Here is an 18,580-nt window from a genome sequence, read left to right on the forward strand (position 1 = left end):
CCCGCCCCCCGCCCCGCCGGCCCGGCGCCCCCCCCCGGGGCCGCCCCCCCGCCCCCCCCCCCCCCCCCCCCCCCCCCCCCCCCCCCCCCCCCCCCCCCCCCCCCCCCCCCCCCCCCCCGTTCACAGGTGGCCGGCGACCGTTACGGAGTCGGCAGTGGCTGCGCGGGATCGATCCGCAGGGTTGCCCGTACGCTCTCGGGTCCGCGCACCCTGGAGGCGAACGCCACCAGCTCACAGGCCCCCCTGGGCCGGCAGTCGACGGTCCGGCCGGTCCGGGTGGTGAAGGAGGCCTGGACGGTGACCTCGCGCTTCAGCCGCCCCTTGTCGTCCGTCGCGGGCGGGCGCGGTCCACTGGTGCAGTCGTCGTAGCCGATCGCACCGGCCATGCACTGGACGACCAGGAAGTGGTACTGCGGCTCGTAGCCCCGCCCGGTCACGGTGACCTGCTGCCCGTGCTGGAGCTTCCGGTTCGGTTCGATCCGGAAGGTCGGTGCGGCTTCCAGAGTCGCGTCCGGCAGGAAGCTCAGCGGGGTGGAGGTCAGCAGGTTGCCGTTGTTGTCGAACATGGCCAGCTCGCACGGCTCGGCCGCCACCCGGCAGTCGACCTTCCCGGACGGCGTCTCCAGCTGGGAGTAGAGCTTCTTCGGCGACTTGCTGAACGTTCCGTCCGGCAGCACCCGGAACTGCCGCCGGGTGTCGTCGTCGCAGGTGGCCTCCGCCGCGTGGGCGGCGCACATCATCACCCACACATACTGCTTGGCGGGCCCCCCGGTGATCCGGAAGGTGGCGATGTCGCCGTCCCGCAGCCCGGTGGTCCGCTGCACGTTGAGCTGAGGCCCGGCCCCGTCCGCTCCCTCGGTGGCCGCGGCAACCCCCGGTCCCATCCCCACCAGCGACAACAGCAGCGCTCCGGCCGCGAGCCCGGCTCCCGCGACGGCCCTGCGGGATCTCTGCACCAGTCCGTCCGTGTACCTACGCATACAGGTCCCCCCTGTGGTCACGCCCGCCCCTGTGGGCAGGGCGGCACCATGGTGGCACAGGGACACAACGGTCCGGGCACGGTTTGCGTCAGGCCCATGACGCCCCGTGGTACCCGTGCGATAGGTTTTGCGTCTCCCTCAACACCTGCCTCATTACTCGCGGAGACTGACTTCTCAATGGACGACATCGTCAATGGACTTGGCCGCACCGCCGCCTACGGTGCCCTCGGCGTCGTACTGCTGACCCTGGGCATCTTCCTGGTGGACGCGCTGACTCCGGGCAAGCTCGGCAAGCAGATCTGGGAGCAGCGCAACCGCAACGCGTCGCTGCTGCTCAGTTCGGCGCTGCTCGGCATCGGCGGGATCGTCTTCACCTCGATCTGGACCACCTACAACGACTTCGGCAAGGGCCTGGTGTCCACGGCCGTGTTCGGCCTGCTGGGCCTGGTGATGATGGCGGTGGCGTTCTGGGTGGTGGACCTGGTCACGCCCGGCAAGCTGGGCGCGACGCTGGTGGAGGAGGAGCCGCACCCCGCGGTGTGGGTGACGGCGTCGTGCAACATCGCGGTGGCGGCGATCATCTCGGCGTCGATCGCCTGACGACGTACCGCTTCCGGAACGCCCCGCCCACTGAGTGGGCGGGGCGTTCCGGCATGCGGGCGTTCAGAGCCGTCGTCTCATGTCATTCACGGCGCGAGGCGTTCCAGGATGCGGTCCATGCCGCTGTTCCAGTTCTCCTTGAGTGCCGCGACCGCCTGCGTCACGTCGCCGCGCACCAGGCACTCGGCGATCCGCTCGTGTTCCTCGGCGGAGCGTTCCAGTACGTCCTGGTCGCCCAGCGCCACCTGTTCGTAGCGGTGCATGGTCAGCTTCAGTGAGGCGATCAGATCCATCAGGCGGGCGTTCGGGCAGCCGGAGAGCAGCAGGGCGTGCCAGGCGTCGTCGTACCGTTCGATGACGTCGTGCGGTGCCTGCGGGGCGGAGAAGGCGCGGGCCTGCTCCAGCAACTTCGGTGCGAGCCCGGCGAGCTGGGCCGGGTCGCTGGATTCGAGTGCCAGCGATTCGAGGGTGGCGACGATGGTGGTGAGGTCGCGGAACTCCTGGGCGCTCATCGGTGCGAACCGGAACCCCTTGCCACGCTCGCTGGTGATCAGCCCCTCGCGTTCCAGCGAGATCAGCGCCTCCCGCAACGGCGTGCGGCTGACCCCCAGTTCGGTGGCGAGGCGGCCCTCGTTGAGGGGTTCGTCGGTCGGGATGGTGCCGCGCCCGAGCCGTCTGATCAGCTCTTCCTTGACCTGCTCGCGCAGTGGGCGGTTCTCGATTGGCATGTCGGCGGCCCTTCCCCTCGTTGCCTGAAGATTATCGGCCACCACGGGCCCGGCCGTACCTCGGGTGGCCGGGCCCGGTGTCACCGGCCCGCTCTCACGCCGTGCCGCCGCCGTCGACGGGAATGACCGCGCCGCTGATGAAGGCGGCGGCGTCGGAGGCGAGGAAGGCGACGGTCCGGGCGATGTCACGGGGCTGTCCGATACGTCCCAGGGGCCGTTCCGCGGCCTCCTCGTAGAAGGCGTCGGCGCGTTCGCCGAGCTGACGGGCCTCCTCGGCGAGCATCCCGGTGGCGGTGTCGCCGGGGCAGACGCAGTTGACGCGGACGAGGTCGGGGCCGTGGTCGATGGCCATGGCGCGGGTCATGTTGACCACGGCGCCCTTGGAGGCGCAGTACGAGACCGCCCGCGCCCCGCCGGATATCCCCCACCCCGAGCCGGTGTTGATGATGGACCCGCCGCCCTGCGCCGCCATCCCGGGAATCACCAGCCGCGACATCAGCATGACCGACCGGATGTTGACGGCCATCACCAGGTCCCAGTCGTCGTCGGCGATCTCGCAGACGGTGGACCTGCGGATGATGCCGGCGTTGTTGAACAGCACGTCCACGCCGCCGAGTTGGTCCCGCGCGGTGCGTACGGCTTCCTCGCAGTCGGTACGCCGTGAGACGTCGCACCGTACGAAGACGCCGCCCGCCTCCTTGGCGGTGGCCTCGCCTCCGTCGGTGTCGATGTCGGCGACGAGGACGCGGGCCCCGAGTTCTCCGAGCAGCAGGGCGGTGGCGCGTCCGATGCCCGCGCCGCCGCCGGTGACGAGGGCGCGCTTGCCGGTGAGGTCGATCATGAGGCTTCTCCCGTGGTGGTGGGGTGTCTTGTGTGGTCGTGGGGAGGCACTCGGCCGGTTCAGCCGGTGATCCGGTAGAGGGCGGTACGGCCGAGCCCGGTGATCACCCGGCGGTATCCGCAGAGTGCGGCGTCGAGGGCGTCGTCGCCGGTGTCGACGAGGAGGGGCCGCCCGTGGAGTGCGGCGAGCTTGGCCTCCGTGCACAGGACGTGCAGCCGGTCGTCGCCGACGGCCCGCAGCACCTCCGGGGAGAGCTGCTGGTTGCCCCGCCCCAGGAGGAACCCCTGGCCGCCGATGGGCGAGAGAGCGAGGTGCGCGGGGCGGGCGGCGAGGTGGGCGAGGAGCTGGTCCGAGGAGAGGTGGGTGGCGAGGAGGCGGTACGGGGGCGGGGCCGAGGGGGGTGCCCCGGTGGGCGTCGGCGGGCGGGGGCCGGCGCCGGGGGCGGCCGTCACCGTCCGGCCGGGGTGCTCGTGGCTGAGCAGGCTCACCCCGGTCAGGGGGATGTCGGCGCCGAGCGCGGCGGCGACCGCGCGGGTGGTGGTGCCTGGGCCGAGCGCGAGGAGGTCGCCGGGTGCGGGGCGGGAGGCGAGTTCGGCGGCGATCGAGCTGACCGTTTCCGGGGAGGCCGCCGTGGAGCCCGCCTTGCGCTGCTGGACGCGGACGGGAACGTACGGCACCGGGAGCCAGCCGTACAGCCGGGAGGCGAGACGGCCCTCGCGCAGGCGCGCCTCGTCGCGGTCCATCACCTCGGCCTCACGCAGGCCCACCTTTCCCCGGCCGTTCAGCCAGGCGGCGGCGACCTCCCCCGCGGCGCGCGGGTTCACCGCGAACACCGCCGAGTGCATTTTGACCCCGGTCGGGATGCCGAGGACGGGAATGCCGCCCGCCTCGCCGACGGCCGCGAGCACATCGCGGGCGGTGCCGTCGCCGCCTGCGAAGAGGATCAGTTCGGCGCCCTGGGCGACCAGCGCGCGTACGGCGGCGACGGTGTCCTGGGCCCCGGTGGCTCCCGGGCGGACACGGTGCACCGAGGCGCCCCCGGCCGCCCCGGGTGATGCGGCACCGCCCCCGGGCCCGGCACCCCCGGCGGCGTACACCACCCCGGGCACCAGCCCGGCCGCCCGCACCGCCTCCTCCCCCATCCGCCCGGCAGCCGTCAGCACGTCGAACCGGACGCCCGGCGGCGCGCACTCCGCGTACCGGCAGGACAGTTCGGCCAGCGCCACCGCCGCCCGCTCCCCCGCGTGCGGCGCCGCCCCCAACTGCAGAGCGCGCCGCTGGGTGGCCGTACCGTCGCTGCCCTCAAGACCGACCCGGCCGCCGAGCCCCGCGACCGGGTTGACCACCAGCCCGACCACCCGGGGGCGTGTCGCTGCCCCGCCCCCGGTCACCCGCCCCACCCCGTCATGCGCCCTCCACGACCTTCCGCCGGTACGTTCGCCAGCTCGGCGACCACCGCGCCGGGTCGTCCAGCGCTTGCGGCCTGACCCGGTGGATGGTGGAGCGGTGCGGCGCGGTCCGGACGGTCTCCGGGTCCTCGTACGCCTCCCGCGCGACCTCGGAGAGGATCGCCGCATACTCGTCCAGGTCCGCCCGGGAGTATGACTCGGTGGGCTCCAGGGTCATCGGTTCGGGGACCACGTACGGGTGATGGCTCGTCCAGTAGTGGGTGCCGAAGTCGGCTGCCCTGACGCCCAGTTGCTCGCTGTGGATGCCGGTGTCCTCGTGCAGCCGCTGCCAGCTGTACCGCACCTGCTCCACCCGGGGCCGGCCCGCCGCGTACGGCACCGAGACGCCGCGGATCTGCTGGACCAGATGCAGCAGGTAGTTGTTATTGAGGACGGCGGTCTCGGCGACCTCGCGCAGACCTTCGGCGCCCATCGACATGATCCAGGCGTAGGCACGCACCAGGTTGGGGACGACGCCGTGGTACGGGCGGATCTTGCCGACCGAGTGCGGGCGGTCGTCGTCCAGCCAGTAGCGCTCGCCGTCGAACTCGACGGTGGGGCGCGGGAGATAGGGGCCCAGGGCCTCCGTCACTCCACAGGCGCCGGCCGCCGGGCCGCCGCACGCGTGCGGGGTGGAGAACGTCTTGTGCAGGTTGAAGTGGCACAGGTCGAAGCCCGCCTCGCGGGCCCTGGTGATGCCGAGGATGCCGTTGGCGTTGGCCTGGTCGTACGCGCACAGCCCGCCCGCCTCGTGGACGATGCGGACGAAGTCGGCGATCCGGGGGTTGTAGATGCCGGTGTCCTCGGGATTGGTGATGAGGAGGGCGGCGGTGCGGGGACCGACGGCGGCCCTGAGGGCCTCGATGTCGGGGTAACCGTCGGCGTCGGGGTGCAGGGTGATCACCTTGAAGCCCGCGGTCTTGGCGCAGGCGGCGTTGGAGGGGTGGGAGAAGATCGTGGTGATGATCTCGTCGCGCCGGTCCGCCTCGCCGCGGTCGGCGAAGTACGCCCTGATCATGGCCACGTTGGCGTAGATGGCGGCGGAGCCGGCGCCGGGCTGGAGGGAGACCCTGTCCATGCCGGAGACCTCGCGGAGGAGTCCTTCGAGGCGGTGCAGCACGGCCAGTACGCCCTGCACGGTGGAGGTGTCCTGGAGGGGGTGCAGGCCCGCGACGCGTTCGTCGCTGACGAAGCGGTCGTTGACCTTGGGGCTGTACTTCATGGTGCAGGTGCCCTGCCCCACGTCGACGTTGAGGTCCGCGCCCAGCGTCTCCTGGGAGAGCCGGAGGTAGTGGCGCAGGACCTGCTGCTGGCCGATCTCCGGGAGTGCGGGCGGGGTGCGCCGGCGGAGGGCGGCGGGGGCCTCGGCCAGGCCGCCGAGTGCTTCGGTGATCGCCGGGTCGACGGCCGGGACGAGGACGCCGCGCTCGCCCGGTGACCCGAGTTCGAAGATCAGCTTCTCGTCCCAGGACGCCTGGTGGAAGCGGCGCAGTGCGGGCTTGGCGGCGATGCGGGCGTCCTCGGCCGAGACGGCGGCCGGGCCTGCTGCGGGGTGGGCGCTCACTTGACGATCTCCTCCAGGGCGTCGGCCAGTTCGTCGATGTCGGCCTTGGTGTGGACTTCGGTGACGCAGTACAGGGCCCGGTCGGCGGACAGCGGGATGCCGCCGTGGATGGAGCGTTCGAGCAGGTCGGCGTGGATCTCGGCGACGTCGCGACCGCCGGTGAACCGCACCGGGAAGTCCGCGAAGTGGACGGCGTCGGACTGCGGGATCTCCACTCCGGGGATCCGGGCCAGGCGCTGTTTGGCGTACGCCGTGTGGGCGAGGATCGTCTCGCCGATGTCCCGCATTCCCTGCGGCCCCATCAGCGCGAGGTAGACCCCGGCCCCGATGCCGTGCAGCGCGGCGGCCGTGCCGACCCACTCCTTGCCCTCCTCACGGACCGCGAAGGAGGTCCGCTCGTAGGCCACGTCACCGAAGCCGTACTCGCCCTCGACCTCGGTGGGCACCAGCCCGAAGAGCCGGGTCGGGTACTCGGCCACCAGGCGCTCCTCGTCCCGCGCGCCGATGAAGCCGGCGTTGCCGCCGCCGTAGCTCATCCGGATGCCGAGCGGCTGGATGTCACCACAGGTGAGGTCGGCGCCGTACGAGGACGGCGGGGCCAGCACTCCCAGCGAGATCGGGTTGCAGCCGACGACGTACAACGCGCCCGCCTCGTGGGCGAGTTCGCCCATCGGGGGCAGCGCTTCGTCGACCAGGCCCAGCCGGTTCGGCGCCTCGGTGTAGAGCGCCGCCACACCCCCGGCCGCCAGGGCCTCCCGTACGGCGGCGAGGTCGGCGCGTCCGGTCGCCGGGTCGGCGGGCAGCAGCACCACCTCGTGGTCCGGGCGGACGTAGTCGCGGATCTTGGAGAGTTTGTCCGGGTCGATGTCGCCGCTGATCAGCAGCGTGCGGCGGCCGGTGACGCGGCCCGCCATGCGCAGAGCGGTCCCGGCGGCCTGGAAGCCGTCGTACACCGGGACGTTGACGACGTCCACATCGAGGAGCTCCGCCATCAGCGACTGGTACTCCCACATGGTCTGGAAGCGGCCGTGGTCCTCGTACGGTTCACCGGCGTAGGCGGTGAGGAATTCGCTGCGGCCCATCACCTCGTCGACGACGGCGGGTACGTGGTGCGGGTAGCAGCCGCCGCCGAGGAAGCTGAGCAAGTGCGAGGCGGGGGTGTTGCGTCGCAGCAACTCCTCCATGTGGCGCGTCAGTCGGGCCTCGGACCGTAGGGGGGCGGGCAGGTCCAGGGGGCGGCGGAGCCGGATTCCCTCCGGGATGTCCGCGTAGAAGTCCTCGACGCCGGCGACGCCGACCGCGTCCAGCATCGCCCGCCTGACGGCGGGGACCGAGTTGGGAATGTAGGGGTGGGCCACCGGCCCGGATGCCTGGGGCACCGCCGGGGCCTGGGGAGACTTCTCGGGTGGGGTCATGCCGCGCCTTCCGCGTGCGGTGAAAGGCCGGAGCGGGCTCCGGTGATTTCAGGGGCAGTTGACGTACGACCTCTTGACGCAGGGATGCGTCATTCAGTGTTCTGTATACAGCATTAGGTATTCCGACGGCAGGAGACAAGGGTGTCAACTCGACCTGAACGAAGGGCAGTTCTGGCATCCGGGCTGGCGGCCGGAGTCACGGCCGCGCTCGGCGGCTGCGCCACCGGGGGTACCGGTGACAAGGGCGGCGGAAAGGCTCCGGAGGTGAAGGGCGGCGCCGGCCGGCAGCTCAAGGGGTCGATCACCGTCTGGTCCTGGGACGTGGCCGCGAAGGCGATGCAGCGACTGGCGGCCGACTTCGAGCAGAAGCACCCGGGAGCCACCGTCAAGGTCACCGACATCGGATACGACAGCGCCTACGACAAGATCACCGTGGGTCTGCGCGGCGGGTCGGGACTGGCGGACGTGCTGACCGTCGAAGGCCCCCGGATGGCGACGTACATGGGGACCTTCCCGCGAGGTTTCCACGATCTGACCAAGCTCGCGGGACCGCATCAGAAGGACTTCGACAAGGCGGCGTGGAAAACAGTGGTGAACCCGCAGGGCAAGGTGGTCGCCCTGCCGTGGGACATCGGGCCGTGCGGTCTCTACTACCGGACGGACTACTTCCGCGCGGCCCGGATCACCGCCGACCGGATCAGGACCTGGGACGACTTCGTCGCCGCCGGTGAACAGCTGAAGAAGCGCACCGGCCGAAAGATGCTGATCCTCGACCCGGTGGAGGACTCCACCTTCGCGATGCTGCTCCAGCAGCAGGGCCAGCACTTCTACCGGGACGGCCAAGTCGCCGTCGACACCCCCGAGGGCATCCGGGCCGCGACCCTGCTCAAGACGCTCGCGGACAAGGGGCTGGTCGACTACCAGAAGCAGTGGGACGGACTGGTCACCGGCACCAAGGAGGGCAAGGCGGCCACCACGGCGACCGCCGCCTGGTGGATGGGCACCCTGCTGTCCGACATGCCCGAGCTGAAGGGGAGGTTCGGGGTGATGCCGCTGCCCGCCTTCGACGCCGGCGGTGTCCGCACCTCGAACAGCGGCGGCTCGGTCCTCTCCGTACCCGCGCAGAGCAAGAACCCCGAACTCGCGTGGGCCTTCGTCGAGTTCCTGCTGGCGAGCGCCCCGAACCAGGTGTCCATGCTCAAGAACGAGGGCCTCTTCCCCGCCTACCTGCCCGCGCTCGCCGACCCGTATCTGAGCAGTCCGCAGGAGTACTTCGGCGGGCAGCCCGCTCTCCAGGTCTTCGCCCGGCTGGCCCCCTCGACCCCGCCCGTCGAGTACAACAAGGACGGCGCCAAGGCGACCGACATCATGTACTCGACGATCACCGGCATCCTGCTGCGCGACAAGAACCCCGAGGAGGCCCTGGACACGGCCGCCGGACAGATCGCCGCCGCCACCGGCCGGCCGCGGATCGCGGGCTGATCAGCCGATGGCCGCTCCCACGACCACCCTCCCCGTCACCGGCGCCGCCTCACCGAAGGCGCCGCCCCGCAGGAAGCGCCTGCGGGGCGTGCCCTGGCTGTTCGCGGGGCCCGCCGCCGTGCTGTTCGCCGTGTTCTTCGCGTACCCGCTCGGTGCGAGCCTGTGGCAGAGCTTCACCTCGGAGCGCGACGGGGCCTCGGTGTGGGTGGGGCTCCAGCAGTACCGGCGGATGATCGACGATCCGGCGTTCCTGGAGTCGCTGTTCAATGTCGCGCTGATCCTGCTCGTCCAGGTCCCGGTGATGGTGGTGCTCGCGCTGATGCTGGCGGGCCTCCTCAACCAGTCCTGGCTGCGCTTCCGCGGCACCTGGCGGACGCTGTACTTCCTGCCCGCCGTGACCACACTGGTCGCGTACGCCGTGGTCTTCCAGGTGCTGCTGCGCACGGACGGCGGGCTGGCGAACCAGTTCCTCACCCTGCTCGGGCTGAGCCCCGTCGACTGGCTCAACGACCCGGCCTGGGCCCGCATCTCGCTGATCGGCTCGCTCACCTGGCGGTGGACCGGCTACAACGCGGTGATCCTGCTCGCCGGACTCCAGTCGATCGGCAAGGAGCAGTACGAGGCGGCGGCACTGGACGGGGCGGGGACCTTCACGACGTACCGCAAGGTGATCGTCCCGCAGTTGCGGCCGGTGATCCTGTTCTGCGCGGTCACCTCCACCATCGGCACTCTCCAGCTCTTCGACGAGAACTACGTCCTCACCAGGGGCGGCCCCGACAACGCCACCCTCTCCCCCGTCGTCTACCTCTACAAGACCGGCTTCCAGCAGCTGGACTTCGGCTATGCGGCGGCCATCGCCTGGGTGGTGGTCGCGATCATCGCGGTGCTGTCCGTGGCCCAGTACTTCCTGTTCGGACGGGAGCGGCGCCGATGAGTACCACCGTGGTGAGAAGTCCGGCCGTGGCGAAGAGCCCGGCGGTGACGCGGCGGCGGAGCCCGCTGCACAGGCTGGCCGGTTTCGGCGCGGGGCTGGTGCTGGTGGCCGGGGCGGTGGTGAGTCTGGTGCCGTTCCTCTGGATGGCCGTCGCCTCGACCCGGTCGACCTCGGAGCTGTTCCACTCCCCTCCGCCGTTCCTGCCCGGAGGCCGGCTCCTGGACAATCTGGCCCGGCTGGAGGAGACCATCGGCTTCGGCCGGGTGATGCTCAACTCCCTGGGCATCGCGCTCGTGCACACGGTGCTCAGCTCGCTGGTCTCCGCGATGTGCGGGTACGGGCTGGCGAAGTTCCGGTTCCGGGGGCGGGGGCTGCTGCTCGGGGTGGTCCTGGCGACGATGATGATCCCGTTCCAGGTGCTGCTGGTGCCGCTGTTCCAGATGATGGCGTCGCTGGGCTGGGTGAACTCGTACCAGGCGGTGATCCTGCCGTTCCTGGCCAGCTCGTTCGGCATTCTGCTGATGCGCCAGGGTTTCCTGGACTTCCCGGACGAACTCCTGGAGTCCGCGCGGATCGACGGCTCCGGCGAGGTGCGCACCTTCTTCACGGTCGTACTGCCGTGTGTGCGGCCGCAGTTGGGGGCCCTGGTGATCTTCACCTTCATGAGTGCGTGGAACAGTTTCATCTGGCCGCTGCTGATGCTGAACTCGGAGGACAAGTACACCGTGCCCGTCGCGCTCAACACCCTGACCGGTCTGACCCGCATCGACTACTCCGGCCTGATGCTCGGCTCGCTGCTCGCCACCCTGCCCCTGATGGCCCTCTTCCTCTGCTTCCAGCGGCAGTTCATCTCCGGGCTGCTCGGCGGGGCGGTGAAGCAGTGATCCAGTACGGCGGCGACTACAACCCGGAGCAGTGGCCCGAGGAGGTGTGGGCCCAGGACGCCAGGCTGATGCGGGAGGCGGGCGTCACGATGGTGACGGTGGGGGTGTTCTCCTGGGCGAAGCTCCAACCGCGTCCCACGAGGTGGGACTTCGGCTGGCTGGACCGGCTGATGGACCTGATGGCAGAGCACTCGATCGCCGTCGACCTGGCCACCGCGACCGCCTCCCCGCCGGCCTGGCTGGTGCGCGCGAGCCCGGAGGTACTGCCGGTCACCGCCGACGGGGTCCGCCTGGAGTTCGGCTCACGGCAGCACTACTGCCCGTCCTCGGACACCTACCAACGAGCTGCCGCACGTCTGGTCCGCAAGCTCGCCGCGCGCTACGCGAACCATCCCGCGCTCGCCATGTGGCACATCCACAACGAGTACGGCGACCACATCACCGAGTGCTTCTGCGAGGCGTCCGCCGCCCACTTCCGCAGGTGGCTGCGGAAGCGCTACGCGGACATCGCCGCGCTCAACCACGCCTGGGGGACGTCCTTCTGGTCGCAGCACTACGGCTCCTTCCACGAGATAGAGCCGCCGCGCACCGCCCCGGGGCCGGTGAACCCCACCCAGGTCCTGGACTGGCGCCGGTTCTGTTCGTACGCCCTGCTGAGGCTGCACCGCCATGAGCGGGAGGTCCTGCGCGAGCTCACCCCCGACATCCCCGCCACCACCAACTTCATGTCGATGATGGAGTCCCTGGACTACTGGGAGTGGGCGAGGCACGAGGACGTCGTCTCGGACGACGCCTACCCCGACCCGGCCGATCCCCGGGCCCACCTCAACGCCGCCCTGAACTACGACCTGATGCGCTCCCTCAAGGGCGGCAAACCGTGGCTCCTCCTGGAGCAGGCGCCCTCGGCGGTGAGCTGGCGGACGGTGAACACCCCCAAACCTCCCGGCCTGCAACGCCTCTGGTCCCTCCAGGCACTCGCCCGCGGCGCCGACGGGATCATGTACTTCCAGTGGCGGCAGTCCCGGGCGGGCGCGGAGAAGTTCCACAGCGCGATGCTGCCGCACCGGGGCACCGACGCGCGCGGCTGGCGGGAGACCGTCCGCTTCGGGGCGGAGCTGGGGCGGCTCGCGGAGGTCGCGGGCACCTGGATATCCGCCCAGGTGGCGCTCGTCCTCGACTGGGAGTCCTGGTGGGCGCTCGAAGGCACCGACCATCCCTCGGAGCGGATGCGCTGGCGGGAACTGCTGCGTCCTTGGTACGAGGCCCTGCACGCGCGCGGGATCACGGTGGACTTCGTACCGCCGTACGGAGATCTGTCGGCGTACCGCCTGGTGCTCGCTCCCAACCTGTATCTGCTGCGGAGCGAGCACGCCGAGCGGATCGCGGCGTACGTCCGGGACGGCGGACGGCTGGTGTGCGGGCCGTTCAGCGGGGTCGTCGACGGGCACGACCACCTGCACGACGGGGGCGCGCCGGGGCCGCTGCGGGAGGTGCTCGGGGTCGTCGTCGACGAGTTCTGGCCGATACCGGACGGGGACCGTGTGGGAGTGGGGCCGGACGCCGAGGCCACCTGGTGGAGCGAGTGGCTGGTGACCGAGGGGGCGCAGACCCTCGCGACGTACACCTCGGGTGTGCTCACCGGGCTGCCCGCCGTCACCCGCCACTCCTACGGCAGGGGCAGTGCGCGGTACGTCGGCTGCCACCTGGGGGCGGGCATCGGGCCGGTGCTCGACGGGGCGCTGACCGAGGCGGAGGTGCTTCCGGTGCTCGACGGGCCGGTGCCCGACGGGGTGGAGGCGGTCCGGCGCGGCCCGTATCTCTTCCTGCTCAACCACGGCGACCGGGAGACCGACTGCCCCTGCGTTCCCGGACACGACCTGCTCACCGGTGCGCGGACGGGCCGTGTCGCACGGCTCGGGCCGCGCGGCGCGCTGGTCGTCCACCCACTGAAATCCCTTCGAGAAGACAGGTGACCATGCCCCTCCGCCCCCGTACCTCCGCCCTCGCGGTGGCCCTCCTCTCCGGCACCCTGCTCGCCGGAGCCCTCGCGGCCCCCGCCTCCTCCGTGCCGCCGGGACCGGTCGACTACTCCGATGTGCTCGACCGGCAGGGCTCCCCCACCGTCGCGCTCCCCGGCGACGCCGAGGACAACAACCCGGTGAACGTCTTCGCCGACCGGGGCGCCTGGCACGCCTACGCGCTCCCCAGGTCCGGCGACACCGCCTCGTACGGCGGTTTCACCGGACCGCTGTACCTCGCGCAGGAGTACCCGTGGTGGCTGAGCAACGCCTTCAGCCGTATCCGGCTCACCGAGTCCGGGCAGGCGTTGGACCTCGCGGCGGGCGGCGCGCCTCGCTTCACCTCCCAGCCGGGCCGGTTGCTCCAGTCGTACGACCTCGGGCGCGGTCTGCGCCTGACCCTGGAGCTCCGCTTCTCCTCGCAGCGCACCGCGCTGGTCCGGGCCGAGATCCGCAACGAGGGACGCGCGACCCGCACCCTCGACGCGGGCTGGACCGGGAAGTTGCTGCGGCCCGCCGACGCCCCGATGCGGGACGCCCCGGCGCTGAAGGCCACCGCGCGCGGTGCGGCGGTGGACTTCGCGAAGGTGCGGGAGACCTGGGACTACCTCACCGACGGCACCGAGCGCTTCGAGATCACCCACCGCGAGCCGGTCCGTACCACCGTCGACGGCGACACCTACCGTACCGAGGCCGTCGCGCCCGTCACCCTTCGGCCCGGCCGCACTCACTCCTTCGACTGGACCGAGTCGTTCACCTTCACCGAGGCGGAGCGCACCCGTGAGGCGCCCGCGATACGTTCCGCGCTCGCGCGCCCCGATGCGACGGCCCGCGCCGGGGACGGACGCTGGCATCGCTATGTCGACTCGGTGACGCGCGGGGTGCCGGCGGCTCAGCGGCGTACCGCCGTGAAGTCCCTGGAGACCCTGGTCACCAACTGGCGGAGCGCGGCGGGCCGGATCGAGCACGACGGCATCACCCCGTCCCTCTCCTACAAGTGGTTCGCCGGCGGGGTGTGGGCGTGGGACACCTGGAAGCAGGCGGTCGGCACGGCCCGCTTCGAGCCGAAGCTGGCGCAGGAGCAGATCCGGTCGATGTTCGACCACCAGATACGCGCGGACTCCACCGCGCGCCCGCAGGACGCCGGGATGCTCCCCGACTGTGTCTTCTACAACGACCCCGGGCAGGGCGGCGGCAACTGGAACGAGCGCAACTCGAAGCCGCCGCTGGCCGCCTGGTCGGTCTGGAAGGTGTACGAGAAGTCCGGCGACCGGCGCTTCCTGCGGGAGATGTATCCCAAGCTGGCCGCCTACCAGGCGTGGTGGTACCGCAACCGGGACCACGACCGCAACGGCCTGGCCGAGTACGGAGCGACGCTCGACCCGGCGAACGGGACACCGGAGGACCAGCGGCTGGCGGCTGCCTGGGAGAGCGGTATGGACAACGCGCCGCGCTTCGACAAGGCCCTGGGCACCGCCGTGGTCCCCAACAAGGACGCGGCCGGCCGGGTCGTGGGCTACTCCGTCAACCAGGAGTCGGTGGACCTGAACGCCTATCTGGCCGCTGATCAGGCGTACTTGGCGAAGATCGCCGGTGTGCTCGGGGAGCGGGCGGCGGCCGGGCGGTGGGAGGCGAAGTCACGGGCGACCCACACGGCCGTACGCACGCAGATGTATGACGCGAGGTCCGGCTGGTTCTACGACAAGGCGCTCGGGGGCAAGGAGCTGCTGACCGTGCGCGGCCGGGGCATCGAGGGGGCGATTCCGCTGTGGAGCGGGACCGCGTCCCAGGAGCAGGCGCGGGCGGTGCGGGAGAAGCTGAGCGATCCGGCGGAGTTCGCGACCGAGGTGCCGTTCCCGACGGTGTCCAGGAGTTCACCGTACTTCCAGTCGACGAAGTACTGGCGGGGTCCGGTCTGGCTGGATCAGGCGTACTTCGCACAGGAGGGGCTGCGCCGGTACGGGTACGCGAAGGACGCCAACGCGCTGACAGGTCAACTCCTCGCCCGCGCGCAAGGGTTGTCCGGGAACGGCCCGATCATGGAGAACTACGACCCGCTCACCGGGGCTTCGCTGAACTCCCCCAACTTCAGCTGGTCGGCGGCACTGCTGCTGCCGATGCTGACGCGGGAGAGGTAGCCGCCCGGCACCCCTGGCACACAACCACCCAACGCCACCGGCCTGTTCGCCCCTGAGGGCGGGCGGGCCGGTGGCGTTGGGCGTCTTCTATCAAGTCCCGGGTGGTGACGTCCGGCACTCCCGGCATTTTCCTCCCATCCGGTGACTCGGCGTGCACAACCGAGCGCCGAACGTGCAAAGTCGGTGAGTCTATGCCTGGGGCGACGATCGGTGCAGGGGGTTGGGAGAACCGGCCGATGCTCCGATCCGAGAGGGCTAAGCTCGCTGCGCAACGAGCCGAGTTGATGTGAATTCATCCACTTGTTCCCCTTCGCGGTACTTGTTCGCAAAAAGCCAGCATTCTCAGCACCGGCATTCTCACCACCAGCATGCGTCGCAGCACTCGTCACAGACCGCCAACACCGCCCTCAAGACCACCGTCAGAGGCTTTCCATGGTTCGGGTTGATTCCCCCCCACGTCAGGCAGCACATCAGGCACGGCAACCACAGCCGCCGCATCCGGCTCACCAGGCACGACAGCAGGAGTCCTCCTTCGTGCGGCCGCTCGCGCTGGCCGTCGTCCTGGCGATCGCCGCGACGGCCGCCGCCGTGGTCACCGTCACGGAATCCGCCCGGATACCCGTCGTCTGGTCCGGTGCGGTACTGACCGTCGTCGTCGCCCTGTTCACCGCCGAAATCGTGCGGCGCGGGAGGGCGTTGAGGCGCGCGACCGCCGACCACGCACAGCGGATCGCCGGACTTGAGCGACGGCTGGCGGAGCACGACAACGAGACCGTGAGGCTCGCCAAGGAACTGATGCCGGCGGCGATCCACCGGCTGCGCTCGGGCGAGTCACCGGCCGAGACGATGCGCGACATCGTGGACGCCGACGAGCGGTACCGCGACCTGCCGTACGCCCAGCGCGAGTTGCTGCTCACCGTGCTGGAGATCATCGACCTCGAAGAGGCCAGGCGGGAGTCCGCCCAGCGCGCGTTCGTCAACATCGCCCGCCGGGTGCAGGCCATCGTCCACCAGCAGTCCAGCGAACTGCGGCAGATGGAGGAGGACCACGGGCGCAACCCGGAGGTCTTCGACGACCTGCTGCGGATCGACCACGGCACGGCCCTGATCGGCCGTCTCGCCGACTCCATCTCGGTACTCGGCGGAGCGCGCCCCAGTCGCCAGTGGCCGCGTGCCGTACCGCTGTTCAGCGTGCTGCGCGGCGCCATGTCGCGCATCCTGGAATACCGCCGGGTCGATCTGCACTCGATCGCCAAGGTCGCCATCATCGGCACCGCCGTCGAACCGCTCATCCACGCCTGCGCCGAACTGCTCGACAACGCCACCCGTTACTCGCCGCCGCAGACCCGGGTGCACGTCACCGCGGTCGAGGTGCAGACCGGCATCGCCATCGAGATCGAGGACGGCGGCGTCAGCCTCAGCGAGGAAGCCCGCAACCGGGCCGAGAACATGCTCGCGCAGGCCCAGGCCGGTATCGACCTCAACGAACTCGGCGACACCCCCCGCCTCGGCATGGCCGTCGTCGGCCGACTGTCCCAGATGTACAACCTCCAGGTGTCACTGCGGCAGTCCGCGTACGGCGGCGTCCGGGCGGTACTGATCGTGCCGCGCGACATCGTCACCACCGGGCCCGCCCCGGGCATCGCCCACGGCATCGGCGCCTCCGCCGTGCCGCGCGGCGGCAGGAGCGAGGGCATGACGCCCGAGGAGGCCCGCGCACCGCAGCGCAAGCCGCGTCCCGCGGGACCCAAGCCCGTGGTGCCCACGCCCGCGCCCGCCCCGGCGCCCGCGCCCAGGCCGGTGGCGATGCCGATGTCGGCCATGGAGGAGGACGTCCCCGTGGTCACCGAATGGACCGAGAACGGGCTGCCGCAGCGCCGCAGCCGGGGCCGCGCCCCGCTCGGTTCCCACAACCTCCCGGCACAGGAGCGCGCTGCCGCCGCGGAGGCCGCGGCAGCCGCGGCGGCAGCCGGAGCACCACGCAAGGAAGAACCCGAGCCGGGCATCTGGCTCGAAGCATTCACCAAGGCGGCCAACGGAGTGCCGCTGGATCCGCCGGCCGAGACGGACGGTCCGCTCACGCAGCCGGCCGACGCGGATCTGGACAACACGTGGGACAAAGGAGATCTGAAGTGATCCAGCAGCGGGCCAACTTGGACTGGATTCTCAAGGACCTGGCCACCGGGGTACCGCAGATCCACCAGATCGTGGTGCTCTCCGCCGACGGACTGCGGATCGCCCGGCACGGCGGCGACCCCGATGTCGCGGACCGGCTCGCGGCCGCCTGCGCGGGGCTGCAGAGTCTGGCCGCCGCGGTCGCCTCCGAGATCCCGGACAGCGACGGCCGGATGAGAATGGTCGTCATCGAGGTCGACGGCGGCTTCTTCTACCTGATGGCCGCGGGCGCCGGTGCGTATCTCGCGGTGCTCGCCGACGAGACGGTGGACGCGGGAATGGTGGGCGCGAGGATGCGCGACCTGGTCGTACGGATCGGAGCCCACCTGACCAGTCCGCCCCGGCACGACGGGCAGCGCACCGTATGAAGCAGAAACCCCGCCGAGAACGACGGGCGAAACTGCCCGCCCCCGACGCCCCCGGACCCGGTTCCGGGTCCGGTTCGGACAAGGGGGACCCGGAACGGCTCTATGTGATCACCGGTGGCCCGGACGGCAGCGAGCGGGCCTCGCTCGACCTGGTCACCATGGTCGTGGCCTGCTCCATCCCCTCCCCCACGGTGCAGCCCGAGCAGGCCGCGATCCTGCGGCTGTGCCGGGCTCCGCTGTCGGTGGCGGAGATCTCCGCGTACCTCAGGCTCCCGTTCAGCGTGGTCACCTCGCTGCTGACCGATCTGCTCGCCACCGAACTGGTCGAATCGCGCGCGCCCATCGTCCGCGCCGTACTCCCCGACAGGTCCCTCCTCGAAGCGGTGATGCATGGACTTCAAAGGCTCTGACACCCTCGCGGGCCCTCGCTCCGAGGACGTGCTGCCCGCCACCGCCACCGCCGCGGTGAAGGTGGTGATCGTCGGCGGCTTCGGCGTCGGCAAGACCACCATGGTGGGCTCGGTCAGTGAGATCCGCCCGCTGACCACCGAAGAGACCATGACCCAGGCCAGCATCGGGGTGGACGACAACTCCCGGATCGAGGGCAAGACCGCCACCACCGTCGCCATGGACTTCGGCCGGATCAGCATCAGCGAGCAGCTGATCCTGTACCTCTTCGGCACCCCGGGCCAGGAACGCTTCTGGTTCCTGTGGAACGGACTGTTCGAGGGCGCGCTCGGCGCAGTGGTGCTGGTCGACACCCGGCGCCTGGAGGTCAGCTTCGACGTGATCGGGCGGCTGGAGGAGCGAGGGGTGCCGTTCGTGGTCGCCGTGAACACCTTCTCGGACGCCCCGAACCACCCGATGGAGGCCCTGCGCCACGCGCTCGACCTGCCCGACGAAGTACCGATGGTGAACTGCGACGCCCGGCAGCGGGCGTCCAGCCGCGACGTGCTGATGACGCTGATGCACTACCTGCACACGCTCGCCGCGCAGCGCGTCTGA

At 71.0% G+C, this 18,580-nt stretch carries 16 protein-coding genes; 10 read left to right on the top strand and 6 right to left on the bottom strand.

Annotated elements, in window-relative coordinates:
- Positions 1–140 precede the first annotated feature (140 nt).
- Positions 141–980, bottom strand: coding sequence for a neocarzinostatin apoprotein domain-containing protein (locus ACIA73_RS19990; protein ID WP_399439926.1), 840 nt, complete (start codon positions 978–980; stop codon positions 141–143).
- A gap of 177 nt (positions 981–1,157) precedes the next feature.
- Here ACIA73_RS19990 and ACIA73_RS19995 point away from each other — a divergent pair, with 177 nt between their 5' ends.
- Complete coding sequence (locus tag ACIA73_RS19995; protein WP_399439927.1) at positions 1,158–1,580, top strand: DUF350 domain-containing protein; 423 nt, start codon at positions 1,158–1,160, stop codon at positions 1,578–1,580.
- 86 nt (positions 1,581–1,666) lie between these two features.
- Here ACIA73_RS19995 and ACIA73_RS20000 read toward each other — a convergent pair whose 3' ends face one another.
- From ACIA73_RS20000 to gcvPA, 5 genes are all read right to left on the bottom strand, one after another.
- Positions 1,667–2,308 (bottom strand): GntR family transcriptional regulator, encoded by a 642-nt coding sequence (locus tag ACIA73_RS20000; protein ID WP_399439928.1) that lies wholly within the window; start codon positions 2,306–2,308, stop codon positions 1,667–1,669.
- Between the two features lie 94 nt (positions 2,309–2,402).
- A complete protein-coding gene (locus ACIA73_RS20005) occupies positions 2,403–3,149 on the bottom strand; it encodes an SDR family NAD(P)-dependent oxidoreductase (protein ID WP_399439929.1) in 747 nt (248 codons plus the stop codon).
- A 59-nt stretch (positions 3,150–3,208) separates the two neighbouring features.
- Complete coding sequence (locus ACIA73_RS20010; protein ID WP_399439930.1) at positions 3,209–4,540, bottom strand: ATP-NAD kinase family protein; 1,332 nt, start codon at positions 4,538–4,540, stop codon at positions 3,209–3,211.
- A gap of 13 nt (positions 4,541–4,553) precedes the next feature.
- A complete protein-coding gene (gene gcvPB / locus ACIA73_RS20015) occupies positions 4,554–6,161 on the bottom strand; it encodes an aminomethyl-transferring glycine dehydrogenase subunit GcvPB (protein ID WP_399439931.1) in 1,608 nt (535 codons plus the stop codon).
- Positions 6,158–7,576 (bottom strand): aminomethyl-transferring glycine dehydrogenase subunit GcvPA, encoded by a 1,419-nt coding sequence (gene gcvPA, locus ACIA73_RS20020; protein WP_399439932.1) that lies wholly within the window; start codon positions 7,574–7,576, stop codon positions 6,158–6,160. The genes gcvPB and gcvPA overlap by 4 nt, the downstream gene beginning before the upstream one ends.
- A gap of 141 nt (positions 7,577–7,717) precedes the next feature.
- On the opposite strand from gcvPA, the gene ACIA73_RS20025 reads away from it, so the two are divergent.
- The 9 genes from ACIA73_RS20025 to ACIA73_RS20065 all read left to right on the top strand — a co-directional run bounded on the left by ACIA73_RS20025 (position 7,718) and on the right by ACIA73_RS20065 (position 18,580).
- On the top strand, positions 7,718–9,058 hold the full coding sequence (locus tag ACIA73_RS20025; RefSeq protein ID WP_399439933.1) for an ABC transporter substrate-binding protein: 1,341 nt from the start codon (positions 7,718–7,720) through the stop codon (positions 9,056–9,058).
- 7 nt (positions 9,059–9,065) lie between these two features.
- A complete protein-coding gene (locus ACIA73_RS20030; RefSeq protein ID WP_399439934.1) occupies positions 9,066–9,992 on the top strand; it encodes a carbohydrate ABC transporter permease in 927 nt (308 codons plus the stop codon).
- Positions 9,989–10,876: a carbohydrate ABC transporter permease gene (locus ACIA73_RS20035; RefSeq protein WP_399439935.1), complete on the top strand. Its 888-nt coding sequence runs from the start codon at positions 9,989–9,991 to the stop codon at positions 10,874–10,876. Before ACIA73_RS20030 ends, ACIA73_RS20035 begins: the two co-directional genes overlap by 4 nt.
- Positions 10,873–12,849, top strand: coding sequence for a beta-galactosidase (locus ACIA73_RS20040; protein WP_399439936.1), 1,977 nt, complete (start codon positions 10,873–10,875; stop codon positions 12,847–12,849). The genes ACIA73_RS20035 and ACIA73_RS20040 overlap by 4 nt, the downstream gene beginning before the upstream one ends.
- A 2-nt stretch (positions 12,850–12,851) precedes the next feature.
- Positions 12,852–15,032: an MGH1-like glycoside hydrolase domain-containing protein gene (locus tag ACIA73_RS20045; RefSeq protein WP_399439938.1), complete on the top strand. Its 2,181-nt coding sequence runs from the start codon at positions 12,852–12,854 to the stop codon at positions 15,030–15,032.
- A 432-nt stretch (positions 15,033–15,464) separates the two neighbouring features.
- A complete protein-coding gene (locus tag ACIA73_RS20050) occupies positions 15,465–17,168 on the top strand; it encodes an ATP-binding protein (protein WP_399439939.1) in 1,704 nt (567 codons plus the stop codon).
- Positions 17,165–17,575, top strand: coding sequence for a roadblock/LC7 domain-containing protein (locus ACIA73_RS20055; RefSeq protein ID WP_384353316.1), 411 nt, complete (start codon positions 17,165–17,167; stop codon positions 17,573–17,575). Before ACIA73_RS20050 ends, ACIA73_RS20055 begins: the two co-directional genes overlap by 4 nt.
- Complete coding sequence (locus ACIA73_RS20060; protein WP_399439940.1) at positions 17,572–17,985, top strand: DUF742 domain-containing protein; 414 nt, start codon at positions 17,572–17,574, stop codon at positions 17,983–17,985. The genes ACIA73_RS20055 and ACIA73_RS20060 overlap by 4 nt, the downstream gene beginning before the upstream one ends.
- Entirely contained in the window at positions 17,966–18,580 is a 615-nt protein-coding gene (locus tag ACIA73_RS20065) for a GTP-binding protein (protein WP_399439941.1), read from the top strand. The genes ACIA73_RS20060 and ACIA73_RS20065 overlap by 20 nt, the downstream gene beginning before the upstream one ends.

The organism is Streptomyces sp. NPDC051561, from assembly GCF_044454195.1.
Lineage (GTDB): Bacteria > Actinomycetota > Actinomycetes > Streptomycetales > Streptomycetaceae > Streptomyces.

Excerpts from the sequence above, each read along its gene's own strand:
- ACIA73_RS19990 (WP_399439926.1), bottom strand. The coding sequence starts at position 980 with ATGCGTAGGTACACGGACGGACTGGTGCAGAGATCCCGCAGGGCCGTC.
- ACIA73_RS19995 (WP_399439927.1), top strand. The coding sequence starts at position 1,158 with ATGGACGACATCGTCAATGGACTTGGCCGCACCGCCGCCTACGGTGCC.
- ACIA73_RS20000 (WP_399439928.1), bottom strand. The coding sequence starts at position 2,308 with ATGCCAATCGAGAACCGCCCACTGCGCGAGCAGGTCAAGGAAGAGCTG.
- ACIA73_RS20005 (WP_399439929.1), bottom strand. The coding sequence starts at position 3,149 with ATGATCGACCTCACCGGCAAGCGCGCCCTCGTCACCGGCGGCGGCGCG.
- gcvPA (WP_399439932.1), bottom strand. The coding sequence starts at position 7,576 with ATGACCCCACCCGAGAAGTCTCCCCAGGCCCCGGCGGTGCCCCAGGCA.
- ACIA73_RS20030 (WP_399439934.1), top strand. The coding sequence starts at position 9,066 with ATGGCCGCTCCCACGACCACCCTCCCCGTCACCGGCGCCGCCTCACCG.
- ACIA73_RS20035 (WP_399439935.1), top strand. The coding sequence starts at position 9,989 with ATGAGTACCACCGTGGTGAGAAGTCCGGCCGTGGCGAAGAGCCCGGCG.
- ACIA73_RS20045 (WP_399439938.1), top strand. The coding sequence starts at position 12,852 with ATGCCCCTCCGCCCCCGTACCTCCGCCCTCGCGGTGGCCCTCCTCTCC.
- ACIA73_RS20050 (WP_399439939.1), top strand. The coding sequence starts at position 15,465 with ATGGTTCGGGTTGATTCCCCCCCACGTCAGGCAGCACATCAGGCACGG.
- ACIA73_RS20060 (WP_399439940.1), top strand. The coding sequence starts at position 17,572 with ATGAAGCAGAAACCCCGCCGAGAACGACGGGCGAAACTGCCCGCCCCC.
- ACIA73_RS20065 (WP_399439941.1), top strand. The coding sequence starts at position 17,966 with ATGGACTTCAAAGGCTCTGACACCCTCGCGGGCCCTCGCTCCGAGGAC.